The sequence below is a fragment of the Eisenbergiella porci genome, assembly GCF_009696275.1.
In the GTDB taxonomy this organism is placed as follows: domain Bacteria; phylum Bacillota; class Clostridia; order Lachnospirales; family Lachnospiraceae; genus Eisenbergiella; species Eisenbergiella porci.
On record NZ_VUMI01000042.1, the window covers coordinates 16,902 to 30,271 of the forward strand.

At 39.7% G+C, this 13,370-nt stretch carries 11 protein-coding genes; 2 read left to right on the forward strand and 9 right to left on the reverse strand.

Annotation, left to right across the window (positions count from 1 at the left end; translation table 11 throughout):
• Window positions 1-3: 3 nt before the first annotated feature.
• From FYJ45_RS20780 to FYJ45_RS20795, 4 genes are all read right to left on the reverse strand, one after another.
• Complete coding sequence (locus FYJ45_RS20780) at window positions 4-1,116, reverse strand: hypothetical protein (RefSeq protein WP_154467072.1); 1,113 nt, start codon at window positions 1,114-1,116, stop codon at window positions 4-6.
• Window positions 1,117-1,612: 496 nt separating this feature from the next.
• Window positions 1,613-2,353, reverse strand: a complete 741-nt coding sequence (locus tag FYJ45_RS20785; RefSeq protein WP_276919346.1) for an NAD-dependent epimerase/dehydratase family protein — start codon at window positions 2,351-2,353, stop codon at window positions 1,613-1,615.
• A 200-nt stretch (window positions 2,354-2,553) separates the two neighbouring features.
• A complete protein-coding gene (locus FYJ45_RS20790) occupies window positions 2,554-3,492 on the reverse strand; it encodes a glycosyltransferase (RefSeq protein WP_117545262.1) in 939 nt (312 codons plus the stop codon).
• Window positions 3,485-4,606, reverse strand: a complete 1,122-nt coding sequence (locus tag FYJ45_RS20795; protein WP_117545261.1) for an FAD-dependent oxidoreductase — start codon at window positions 4,604-4,606, stop codon at window positions 3,485-3,487. Before FYJ45_RS20795 ends, FYJ45_RS20790 begins: the two co-directional genes overlap by 8 nt.
• Before the next feature lie 567 nt (window positions 4,607-5,173).
• On the opposite strand from FYJ45_RS20795, the gene FYJ45_RS20800 reads away from it, so the two are divergent.
• Both FYJ45_RS20800 and FYJ45_RS20805 read left to right on the forward strand, forming a co-directional pair.
• Window positions 5,174-6,328: an MBOAT family O-acyltransferase gene (locus FYJ45_RS20800; RefSeq protein ID WP_235930926.1), complete on the forward strand. Its 1,155-nt coding sequence runs from the start codon at window positions 5,174-5,176 to the stop codon at window positions 6,326-6,328.
• A gap of 12 nt (window positions 6,329-6,340) precedes the next feature.
• Complete coding sequence (locus FYJ45_RS20805; RefSeq protein WP_117545259.1) at window positions 6,341-7,423, forward strand: D-alanyl-lipoteichoic acid biosynthesis protein DltD; 1,083 nt, start codon at window positions 6,341-6,343, stop codon at window positions 7,421-7,423.
• A 66-nt stretch (window positions 7,424-7,489) separates the two neighbouring features.
• On the opposite strand, the gene FYJ45_RS20810 is transcribed toward FYJ45_RS20805, so the two are convergent.
• The 5 genes from FYJ45_RS20810 to FYJ45_RS20830 all read right to left on the reverse strand — a co-directional run bounded on the left by FYJ45_RS20810 (window position 7,490) and on the right by FYJ45_RS20830 (window position 13,300).
• Entirely contained in the window at window positions 7,490-8,524 is a 1,035-nt protein-coding gene (locus FYJ45_RS20810; protein WP_117545258.1) for a GDSL-type esterase/lipase family protein, read from the reverse strand.
• 119 nt (window positions 8,525-8,643) lie between these two features.
• Entirely contained in the window at window positions 8,644-9,588 is a 945-nt protein-coding gene (locus tag FYJ45_RS20815) for a glycosyltransferase family 2 protein (RefSeq protein ID WP_117545257.1), read from the reverse strand.
• Window positions 9,589-9,624: 36 nt separating this feature from the next.
• Entirely contained in the window at window positions 9,625-10,998 is a 1,374-nt protein-coding gene (locus FYJ45_RS20820; protein WP_235930927.1) for an MBOAT family O-acyltransferase, read from the reverse strand.
• A gap of 231 nt (window positions 10,999-11,229) precedes the next feature.
• Window positions 11,230-11,475 (reverse strand): acyl carrier protein, encoded by a 246-nt coding sequence (locus tag FYJ45_RS20825; RefSeq protein ID WP_117545255.1) that lies wholly within the window; start codon window positions 11,473-11,475, stop codon window positions 11,230-11,232.
• Between the two features lie 28 nt (window positions 11,476-11,503).
• Window positions 11,504-13,300: an HAD-IIIC family phosphatase gene (locus FYJ45_RS20830; protein ID WP_117545254.1), complete on the reverse strand. Its 1,797-nt coding sequence runs from the start codon at window positions 13,298-13,300 to the stop codon at window positions 11,504-11,506.
• Window positions 13,301-13,370: the final 70 nt, after the last annotated feature.

The following is a 13,370-nucleotide window of genomic DNA, read 5'->3' on the forward strand; positions in this document are numbered from 1 at the left end:
AAATTACCTCTTCCTCTTTTTTCTCAGAATATATCCCTTCAGTTTTATCCAAAGCATACGCAATGGTATATAAATCAGAAGCTGTATAAAACCAAAATACCACATCACAAAATTCATATGTGTATGGATATAAGAATGTGCTTTTCCTAAAACAAACCAAGAGACACTGGTCAAAAAAGCTGAAAACAACAAAAAGAACATATAAAGTGTACTTTTGTCTTTTTTCCCCCGTATTTTATCCTTCCAAATTCCACAAAATAATGCCAGCACCGATAAAATACACAATCCGCCAAAAAGTTTTCCACTTATACCCATAATCAAGGAGGTGTCAAAATGAAAATACAGCTTTAAAACTGTCAAGGCAGAGGCTTCTAAAGAAGCTCTCTCCGATTCAGGAAAATCCTCCGGATTTCCCCCCCAGGTTCTCTCAAGCACGTTTTTCTCATAAATAGAACAGAGTCCTCTCCAGATATCACCATCAGCCCTGATATAGGCATGAATACAAACAGCAGCCAAAAATCCCAGCAACGCCGCAATACCAACCAAAAGAATCCGCTTGAAAATTTCAGGAAATTCTTTTTTATCTGTTAGCAAAGCAGTTCCGGCATCTGCCATCAAAAAAAGGATTGTTCCCATCATAACTGTAGTTATATATTCATAACCACATGCACTTTTCAAAAATACGGATAAAAAAACCCCAATACAGCTGATACCCACAATTTTTTTGTTATCCGCATAGACTGAACATAACAATCCAAATGACATTGGCAAAAACCAGGTAAATTCCACCCAATAAAGATTCCTTGCAAACTGTACTATCCATGGAGACAGCAGAAAAACCGCGCCCCAAACCACCGCCATTCCTATACCAAATTTCCTGTTCAAAAGAAATAATATGACAACAGCGACCAAGGCCATCGCGGCAGCCGTTAATAAATGGAACCAGGTCACCGCGCTTTCATAAGGAAAAACACGTGCCAAAATACGGAAAGCCCTTCCCTGAAGTCCTATCTGAGAAGGATACTCAGAGAATATCCCCTTTGGCAGTTCCTTTCCCGAAGCATCAAACAGCTTTATTTCTGAAAGGCTTCCGTTTTTCTCTCTGTCAAGTTTCATTCCGGCATTTACTGTTGTATAGCATATATTATCTTTTCTTTCTACTTTGGTGATAACAGCCTTGCTTCCATCCGAAAACAGAAAATAATTTCCCGGAATATAGTAGGTATCTGTATATAAATTTGCAGAAAATGCAAGGAGATCTCCTCTCAGCCCATATCCATCCAGAAAATCTTCATTACTTAAATATGCTGTTTCACCGCGGTATAAGCTCAGCGTATCCGTCCAATAGGATGTGGTATCTCCCGTATTTTCATGATAATACCCCAGGCCATAGCCCTCGTCCAGCGGCGATATACCCGATCTTTCCGCCACAAAAGGGCCAATAGCCAAGGCCTCCGAAACAGCCTCAAAGTTATTAAAATTATAATTCTTTTTATCGAACGGATTGCTGAAATAAGTCCATGTCAGCAATAGTACCATAGACAGGAGCACACATACATAAAGGCTTTCCCGCATCCGCTTTTTTTTTATAAGACTATTTAATTTTTCCATATCAACAGATTTTTGTACTCTTAACAAAATTTTGGATTTCTAAAAGCACTTCTTCCTTACCCATAATATATCCACCGTCCCGTTTATAAAGCCCGCTATACCTGGTCCTATAGTCATATTTAGCCGGCACACCGGCAGTTTCATTCATAAATTCCCTTCCGTAAAGAAACTTATAAATTTCTCCTGCAGAAATAGGTTCTGTCGCCGTATGCAGCAATTCGATTTTATTTTCCAAAGCAATCTTAATATCAGACCATAACCTTTTCAGTGGATAAAGCTGAAATTCACTTCTGCTGTCCGTAAATCGAAGCGCACTGAAATTTACACGGCTTAAAATATTCCTCAGAGCATTTTTCTCTCCTTCATTCAAATTTCTGCATTTCCAGAACCCATTATCCTGTATCTCGTAGTACTCCTCAATCGCTGCCTCCTGGCTGCTTAATTCTCCCATTTTTGTTTCTGACAACATAAACGGGATGACATTAATAATATCATAAATAAAATTTTTCTTTATACCCTCACCAAACAAACCAGGAAGCCTGACAATCAAAGCTTCCGGATAATTTTCCCTCACCCAATTTTCCAATACTCTTCGGTTATATCCATATGGCTGCAAACCATCCATATCTATGGCAGAATCTTCATAGACCGCCAGCGGACTTTTAAATACATCTATTGTTGATATCAAAACCAGTTTTTGCGGCTTGATCATTCTGATATTTTCCTTCGCCTGTTCAATCATCTGCCAGTCTTTTTCCGGCTGCTGATTCGCCAGGTATTTTTCCGCCCGCAGTCCGGCATAGACACAGAGATCCGGTTTTGTTCCGTAAGCCTCCCGGACACTGCCCGAGTTTACACCCAATTCAAAACTGCCGTATCGATAAAGATTATTTCCGACAAAACCTGTATGTCCAACCAAAACATTCATCTTTTAATATCCTCTCATTTCGTAATCTTCTCTATTCTGTCAACCATATACTGCTGTCTTTTGAATACAAGATTAACTATCACAGACAGATATTTTACAATTATAGTCAAAATTCCAAACAGCCCGAAAAAAGCAAACGCCATAAACAGTATTGTTGTTGTCCAGCCCTCAATCGGATTACCACATATGTAAAACACCATCGCATATACCCCCATCAGTAATGCAATTACCATCATAATAAGCGTCATTCTGATTGAAAAAAGATAACCCAAATCCGTAAACAAAATCAGTGAGTCTGCAGCCAGATTCTTTCTGTATCTGTCCTCCAGCTTATCTCTTCCCTTCAGCCGTTCTCCTGTACATTCATACTGCATATTTTTTATAGGCAGGCCACTGGCTGCATATACTGCTTTTCTGTATGGTATCGTTTTATTCATACTGGAAACCCGGTTTATAACTCTTCTGGATAAAATACGAAAGCTTTCTGTCCTCATCTTATAATTGCCGGCTGCCCCCATATTGAATATTTTATAGAAAAATGAAGAAGTAAATTTCTGTCTTCTTGCAGGGGATGCACTTACAATATCATACCCTTTCAAGGATTCCATATAAATATCCATAATTAACGAAGATGGATAATCCATTTCTACCGTATCAAATTCTAATACATAATCGCCAATTGCAAGATCTGTCCCCGCATTCATGGATAACTCAATACCCTGGTAATAACTCATATGCAATAAGTTAACCGTCGTATCCGTCAAACCCGCAGCAACCTCCTTAATAGCTTCATGGCTTCTGTCACTTGATGCATCGTCAACACAGATTATTTCAAAATGCTCAAAATTATTTTTTAATACCTCATAAATCTTTTTCAGGAAAACACCTGCACAGTTTTCATTATTATGAACATATGCTACCGCGGAAAGAAAACATTTTTGCTTCTCATTCATTTGTTAATACATCCTCCAAATCATATACCGTATTGATTTTTCCTGAAAGGACACTTATAAAGGAAGGATTCTTACTGTGTACCCTGATTACCGTAGGTCTGGAATCATCAATCTCAGAACTTTTCAGGATTGGCTTCATCGAATACAACGAATTCTCATATTGAAATTCATACTCGCTCTTCATATATTTTCTTGCCAGCCCCGACATATATGGATAAGCCGAAGCAGGTTTTGCAGGACATTCATTACAATTTCCCAGATATTCCCTGGTACAACAGTTATGGCTCCTGCTCTGGCATTCAAAAACCGGTGTTTCGCTGTAGCTCGTATTATGAGGGGTAAAGGTAACAGATGTAAGTGAGTGCATTCCTGTTTTGCCAAATGGCATAATTGAAAAGAAGGGACCATCCATAACTGTTATTCCTTCTCCCTCCAATTTATGGTTCGTCCGGCATAAAATTATTTCACACAACTCATATTTTATTCCAAACTTCTCTTCTCCCGCCAGCTTTAATATCTGATTGGAAGACGCATACGTTGCATTCAGCAAAAAAGGGGCTGTGAAAATCCCCTGATTTGTATGTACCTCATAAACATCATCCCGTTTCGCTATAGACTGCGTATGACAGGCATATTTAATTTCAACATTTTTTAGCGCTGAGATCTTATCCAGAAAATAATCTTTCAAAATCATAGCATCATACGTATATTCTTTTGTTAAAAACGCACCATCGCACATCCCTTTATTAAAATATTTTCCGGGTTCTATTTCCTCACAGGGTATCCTGGCCGCCTCACAGAATTTTTTAAATTGCACAGCATCACTCCAGGACAGCCGCGCAGATGTAGCATACACCTGATTAAATTCCCGATTGATACAAAAAGAAAAATCTTTGTTAAATCGTTCAAAATACCCTGCTGATTTCATAGCTGTTGAAAGGGAGCGCGGATAATGGTATCCCATATGAACTCTGGCCTGATTAATATAAGTAGCCCTCCCAAAGGCTTTTGTATCACATTCAATTACCAGGATTTTTTCACCCCTGTTACCGCAAAATAAGGCCGCATATAAACCATATATTCCGGCCCCGAGTATAATTTTATCATATTTCATATATATACCGTTATTCCTATAATAATATTTACATATGTAATTATATCATACTACATATAGTATAGAAAACATTAATATCGAATTTTGGCATAAAAGATAGTATTTCTCGATATTCTGCGATACATGGAGCGCAATCTTAAAGAAATATTAAAGGTATGTTACTTGTATATTTTTCCAAGCACGTAGTATAATATAATACATTACTTTATACATCATAATTCTTTATCCTCTGAGATAATAACAGGAAAGGTAATTTTTATGCTATTTAACTCTTTCAGCTATGCCCTTTTTCTCCCCATTGTTTTTATTCTATACTGGATAATGCCGCAGAAATTCCGCTGGATTATTCTTCTTCTTTCCAGTTATTATTTTTATATAAGCTGGGGGCCTCAGTATGTTGCAGTGATACTTCTTACCACACTTGTTTCCTATGCTGCTGCTTTGTTAATGGAAGGAAGACATAACGGTACACTTTATTCCAGGACGCTGCTTACGGTCTCGGTAATAATTTGTATAGCAATTTTATTCTTTTTCAAATATTTTAATTTTTTTACAGAGAATATTGCTTTGCTGTTTCAGAAAATATCGATTCCCATACAGCCGTTTACGTTGAAGCTGGCGCTTCCTATTGGGATATCTTTTTATATTTTTCAGGTCATTAGTTATCTGGTAGATGTATACCGCGGTGATATTCATGCAGAAAAACATTTAGGCATTTATGCCGTTTATATTTCTTTCTTTCCCAAGGTTATGCAGGGACCTATAGAAAGAGGAAAAAAACTTCTTCCCCAGCTGCACTCCAGACATACTTTTCAATATGGACAGGCTTCATATGGCCTGAAACAAATGGCCTGGGGCTATTTCAAGAAACTGGTTCTTGCAGACAGCCTTTCCGTATATGTAAATCAGGTATATAATGATTTACCTTCCTATAAAGGCCTTTCGCTTATTCTTGCCACATTTTTCTTTGCCATACAGCTTTACTGTGACTTTTCAGGCTATACCGATATTGCGCTTGGTTCTGCCAAAATACTTGGAATTAACCTGACACAGAACTTCAAGGCTCCATACTTTGCCTCTTCTATTAAAGATTTCTGGGGAAGATGGCATATTTCCCTGTCCTCCTGGCTGCGGGATTATATTTATATACCTTTAGGCGGCAACAGAGTTGGAAAAGTAAGACATTCTTTAAACATACTGATTACCTTTCTGGTAAGCGGATTATGGCATGGCGCAAGCTGGAACTATGTATTATGGGGCGGACTTCATGGAGTATTCCAGATTATTGAAGGTTTTTTCCCATGGAATTCTAAAAAAAGCCCCTTCCAAAGGAATAAGCATTATCACTTTCTGCTATGCCTTATCACTGTTCCATGTACCTTCCTGCTTGTTTGCTTTGCATGGATATTTTTCCGTGCTGTTACCATCCAGGATGCATTTTATGTGATTTCCAATATGTTTGACGGTATCACACAATTTCCCACATATATCCAGGATTGTGCGTTGCAGATGGGACTGACCTTCAGTCATTTGTCATATAACTGCCTTCCGCTTGTTCTTCTGTTTTTGTATGATTTGGCATCCTTAAAAACTGATGTTATCACATTTATTTCCAGACAGCGCTTCTTTATCAGATGGCCTGTTTATTTATTCCTGTTACTGGTTATCCTGCTTTTTTCTGAGAAAGGAGTATCCACAGAATTCATTTATATGCAATTCTAAGATAAATAACTTATGAAATCTTTTATTGTTAAAAGTGTCCTTGCTGTTTGCCTTACACTTTGCTGCCTGTTTTATCTTGATATTATGTATGAACAGAAAACCAGCGATCCAATAGCTGAAGTCAATAAATTTAATTTTGTTCCGGAGGGCATACAGATTGCAAACATGGGAAGTTCTCATGGTGATGCCGCCTTTAACTGGGATTCCCTGACTAAGGAACGTAACTTTAAATGCTTTAATTTTGCACTTGCCAGCCAACCCTATAAATATGACTATGCCCTTCTTAACATGCATCAAAATGACTTAGCTGAAGGAGGCATTGTATTTATACCGGTTTCCTACTTCTCTTTTAACTCAGAGGCGGTAACTCCGGAGGATATTGAAGCAATCAGCGTACGTTACTACCGGATATTATCTCCGCAGTATAATCCGGATTACAGTCTGTACAAGGATCTTGTGGCAATTCGCTTTCCTATACTTTCTGCCGGTGATAAAATCTTTGAGCTGTTTAAACCGCCGATTACCTTCCCATCCTTGTCGGAAAACAGGCAGAATATTGTTTATGCCGCAGAAGCAAACATGGAAGAAGGGATGTCCGGCAACACGATATCTGACAACGAAATGGGGCTTTCCTCCGAAAACATACCTACCCCAGACCCTGCCCCGGTTTCCCCTGAAGAAATATATGGCGCCGAAAAAATACAGGAATTTGAAGCCAAGGGTTATGCCAGATATCAGAGGCATTTTGAAAATAAAACCGATTATTTTCAGGATGATAAAAAACAGGAATTAATTAATATGATTCTGCTATGCAAATCAAAAAAGGTTACACCGGTTTTAATCACCACCCCTTTTACTGTTTATTACAATCAATATGTCTCCGACCAGTTTTTATATGACTTTTATACTACTATTAATGAAATAGCAGTAACACAAGGAGTATCCTATTATGATTATTCTCATGATAAACGTTTTGAAACCAATCTCCAGTATTTTGGAGATGCGGACCACTTAAATCCGGAAGGTGCCATTTATTTTACAAATCTTTTAATGGAAGAAGTTCCTGAACTAAGCGCCTATCTGGCCTCTCATTGATTGCATAATAAAAGCTTACAGCCACGCCCAAAAGGGTCCTTGCTGTAAGCTTTTATTTTAAGATAATTAATAATAAACAGAGTTTCCGGAAACCTCACCAGGTTTTCCATATTTTAGACAGCTTGCAACTGCTTTTGCATATAGGGAGCGTCCTTCTATCGTAAGATGAACACCATCCTCCAAATACTGATCTGCCGTATATGGAGTTATCCCCATCGTACTGTATGCATCAATATATAATGTGTTATTTGTTTCCGCAACATTCCTTGCTGCATTCGCATACTGTGTCAGCGTTCCCTGTCCGTAATCCTTCATATTACTGTCGGTGTACATAGCCCCATCTTTATAAAACTGACAATAGGTAGGTGAAATCAATAGTACCTTAGCCTGCGGACTGATCTGACTTAACAATAAAATCGCATTCCGCAAAGCACCGGCATAGCCGTGTGCATCCCAACTGTCACTTCCCTCGACTGCTATCGGAGCACCGGAAAAATAATCATTCAACCCATAAGCAATAATATAATAATCAACGGTCTGAGGATTTACGTTCCGAATAACACCTCCGGCAGGATAACCTTCCAAAAATTCAGGATCAACCTTTCCGGCAAGTATATTGCACATTCCCATAAGTGATGAAGAATCCCACTTTTCAAAATTATCCGGTGACTCCCCATCCTTCAATGTTGCTCTGCTGCCGCCTACTGCACAATTATACACATCTGCATTCATATAATTAGCAACCTGGGCAGCAATACCCGTATCCCCTCTGTCCATATCCCAGATACTGTCACCAAACACCACAATATTCAGTCTGTCTTCCTGAGGAACCTCCTCCTGAACCGTTTCTTCCTGCGGCACGGTTTCCGTAGCCTGCACCATTTCCGTTTCTGCGGGCTGACTTTCTTCCGCAGTAAACTTCTCCAGCTGCTGCTTCAATTCTTCGTTCTCCGCTGCCAATGATTCAATCTGTGCCTTTAACTCATCAATGTCATCCGTATCTGTACTTGCCGTTTCTTGTTTTCCACAAGCAGAGAACATGACTGACACTACCAACAGCAAAGCCAGCAAGGTCTTCTTTCTTTTTATCCGTATATCCATTGTTCATCCTCCTGTCTGTAATTCCACAGACAATATATCTGTCTTTTCTCCTATATAAGTATATGCTTTTTTAAATTCGCCCGCAATGGTATTCATAAAATCTTAAGGTAACCAGATTTTCACATCTCCTTTATTTTAACCTGATATCTGTCTTCAATATCATTCAGCTGAAGTTCAAAATCTCTTCTTCCTTTTATACCGATATTGTGAAGAATCAAACCTGCAAAAACTGACTGCAGCGCCGCAAGCTCCACAAAGCCGCAGACAATAAGCGTGGGAAATTTATCCACCATTCCGGTTTTTAAAAAATCAATAAATACTGGGACAAAAAAACCAACGGAAAGAACCGTCAGAACCACAGCTACAATACAGAAAAATGCTAACGGCTTATATTGTCTGAACATTTTCAATATAGTATTCAAGACCTTTATGCCATCTGTATACGTATTCAGTTTGGATTCACTCCCCGCAGGCCGATCCCGATAATTCACCACCACGTTATCCACCTGCATATTATTATAGACCGCATGAATTGTCATTTCCGTCTCTATCTCAAATCCCTTGGATAATACAGGAAAGGTCTTAACGAACTGATAGCTGAAAGCACGGTAGCCCGTCATAATGTCCCTTATATCCGAATGAAAAAGCATATTAATGCTCGCTTTTACCAGGCCATTTCCCATGTTATGAAATGGGCGCTTGTTCTCCTGATAATAAGTAGAGGACAATCTGTCTCCAACTACCATATCCGAACCTTCCAGCAATACTTTATCCGCCATTTCCCTTGCATATTCCAATGGATAGGTATCATCCCCGTCAATCATGATATAACAGCGCGCATCAATTTCACGAAACATCCTCCGGATTACATTGCCCTTTCCCTGTTTTCGTTCATAACGGATAACAGCGCCTGCCTTACTAGCCAGTTCCACTGTCCTGTCACTGGAATTATTGTCATATACATAAATCACGGCTTCCGGAAGCGCCTCATGCGCATCCTTTACCACCTTTTCTATTGTTTTCTCCTCGTTATAGCATGGAATTAAAACTGCAATTTTATCCATATCCATCTCCTCACAGGTTACTGTGCCTAACCAATTCTAGAACCCCTGGTAAATAAATTCCGCCGTGCTAAAGCCCGGCCCATAATATCCCAGCAAAATCACATAGAATAGCAATGCATACCAGATGAGCCATCGGACAGGCATCGCTTTTTCCCTAATCCGTTCCCTCACATCGCCCTTACGCTGCATTAACGATACACCAAACAGAATCAGCAGGGATACGACCGCAATCGTAAACTCTATCCAGTCCAATCCCAATTCAAAAATCTGCCCTCCGATTAAAATCCCCGGATTAAACACAGTCGCAGCTGATTTCAACATTCTCCATGCGTCTCCCACGCTGGACGCCCTGAAAAATACAAACCCAATATTTACAAGGAAAAAAGTTCTGACAATCCGTAAAATATCCACTGCACGAGCTTTAGGATTGATGTGCAGTTTTTCCATACATTTTAAATACCAAGGCTCAAGCAGTTCGCCGCTGACAATATAAAACCAGTGCAGCAGACCGGAACCAATAATATATTTCCAGTCCCCGCCATGCCAAATACCTACTGAAAACCACAAAAGAAACATACCGGCAAATGTTGTTATCTGCTTTCCTCTCTTTTTTCCAAACTTCTTTCTCATATCCTTACTTAGTTTGGTAAAAAAAGAAGAACGCAGCAAGGGATAAAAAACATACTCTTTCATCCACACACCCAACGAAATATGCCATCTGCGCCAATACTCGGATATATTTTTAGAAAAAAACGGTCTTCTGAAATTTTCCGGCAGCTTCAGTCCGAAGGTCTGGGCCAATCCTAATACAATATCCATACCACCGGAAAAATTCGTATATAGCTGAAATGCAAAAGCTACTGTTCCTAACCAGATATATACCCCGGGATATGCCTCGTAATTACCATAAATCGTATTAACAATCAGCGCCATCCTCTCAGATATCACCAGTTCCTTAAAAAAACCCCAAAGCATCCGCTGCATACCTTGCGTTACTTGTTTATAATCAAACGGATGCGGTTCAAAGAACTGTTCCCCATCCTCTCTGTAACGTAAAATAGGGCCTGACACCATCACAGGAAAAAACATCCCGTACAAAGCCAGCTTGGCTGGATTTTTCTGCGGCACAGCAATTCCAAAATAAACATCTACAACATATCCTATTAACGAAAGCGCATAATAGGATATGCCTAAAGGTACGAGCCAGTTAAAACCGGAAAGAATATCTTTCCCGGCGCCAAAGAAAGAAGCAGCGGCATTAATCGTATGAATACCAAAATTAATATATTTCAGAAAAAATAACGCCGCCACATTTGCAAAGATCACAAAAAGAAGCGCCGCTTTACGCCGCTTCGCCGCATCCTTCCCTCGTTCCTTCAGCAGGGCCTCTTCTTCCTGTGCTTTCGTCATCCAATAAATTCCGGCAAAGCTTACCGCCACAGCCAGAAGCGGATAAAGTATCAGGATCGCGTTTCCGGAACAAAGATAATAAAAAATGCTGGCTATAAGGAGAACTCCCCACTGCCACCTTTTGGGGAGAACATAATACAAAATTAAAACTATCCCATAAAATACAAGAAAGTAAAAGGATGTTATACCCAAAATTTAGTTCCTTTCCGGATTATTTCTCTTCTGTTCCGCTCAGTCATTTAACTGGCTTATTATAATATCTGCCATCTCTCCCACATTTTTCATAGACACTACCTGTCCCATATTAAATTTTACACCAAATTCCTGCTCCACTGCTGCTAAAAGATTAATATGCTCCAGGGAATCCCAGTCTTCAATATCATTTGATGTAGTGTTTTCTGTAACACTAATGTTTTCATCATCGAAAACATCCCTGAATACTTCATTTAAAGTTTCAAAAACTGCTTCTCTTGTCATTTTTTCCTCCATCCCACCGTATAACGGCCTATTCATTTTCCATAATTTTTATATATTTATTTTTATTCTCGTAGTCCTTTGCTATTTCAAACCTCCAGACCGTGTTTCCTTCTGTACTACTTATCTGTTCGAATCCCTGAAGGCCATAAAACTCTTTTACCATCCCATTCTTAGATGTAGGATAATAATAACCATAGACAGTAGTTATACCTCTTTTTTTGCATTCTCCAACCAAACAGTCCATCATGGCGAACTCCATATCACGTTTCAGAACCCTGCAGCTCATCAGCCAAAGATCAATATGAAGCGCTTTTACCGGCCCTTCTTCCTCATGGCCGATGATAACTGAGACCACGCCATTATCGCCGAATTTATCTTCCAGCTTGCCATACAGGGTAACATACTCCTTCTTTTGGGCAAGCAGCTCAATTTCCGCCTGTGAATACCGTCTGGTCGTCAGGTTAAACTGATTGCTCTTATTCGTTAACTGGGCAATTCGGGCCATATAAAGGGCTTCAAAGGGCCTTATAACCGCACGCATTCCCAAAGAAGTCAGATATTCACCATAATCGGTGAAGGACGCCTGCTGCTTTGTCCGCAATGCGTTAGCCTTATACATTTCATTCCGCTTCCGGTCATCCTCCGAAAGCTGTGTGACTTCAAAATATCCATTATGGTCAAGAACCCTGATATACTGTTCCGGAGTTCCAATTTCGGGAACCGCGGCACCCTGTGCATTTTCCCGGACAATTTCCCGCTCTGCCGGATTATCATCCGCAAACACAAGACTATCCGGCAATATGTTAAGCTCGTGAGCAATCGCCAGCATATTTTCACTCTTAGGCTCCCAATTCGCTTTAATGATAATAAAATCATCCGGGTTAACCAATCCGTCAGGATGGTTCAGGCCAGCAAGCGCATTTTCTTCCTCATTTTTAGAATTTACATTCAGCATAACGCCTATATCTTTCAGAGATTTAACATATCCCTGAAATTCCGCATATACCTGTCCCATCGAGGTTTCCGGTCCGATTTCCAGATTTTCCACCCCGTCATCTCCCACAATACCTCCCCATAAAGTATTATCAAGATCAAGCACCAGTGATTTCTTATTTTTACCATAAATAGACTTGATAATATTAGCAATATTGTGTGTAAGCCAGGGTACCGCCTTCAGGCACAGCGCATACTTATACATGTGCCAGTAAAAAGTATCCGCCCATTCATCCAGGCCGTAAACCGCTGACTGATAATTAATGTCGTTAATGTAAAAATTACTGTTTTCTCTGGCATATGCGGCAAATTTTTCATTCAAACGGTTGACAAAAAAGGTCCTGCCTCCAGAATTTACACAATCCTGATTTCCCAACAACCTGTAAAACGGGTACTCCATATTATTCTGAATAATAGGACAACTCCAGTTTTCCCTGATTTTTTCCCACATACTGCGGAAGTGTTCATATTGGTGCTCCAGCAGCTCTTCTATCATTTCCGGTGTATCCGTTACGGAAGGCCATGTGGAAATATTTCTGTTACTTGTATGGACATAAACTATATCCGGCCGAAAGGCATTAAGGGCTTCATTTCCAAATACAGCATCTTCCCAGTATTGCCCGTATTCCGATTCATAAAAAGAAGGCTCTATCCCCTGATTAAGAAGAAACAATTCCAATATGCGAATGACGTCATGGGTGGTACTGCCTCCCAAAACCGCAATATTTTTCTTAATACGGCGGCTTCCGTCGGATAACAGCTGTCTTTTCAGGCTTTTGGATTTCTTTAAAATGAATTCACTGTCAAATGGATATTCCAGTTCTTTTAACATTGGCCGCTCCCGTTTTCTTATACATGAATTAGGACAAGCATTGCTTCCACGCTTGTCCTATATTACCATA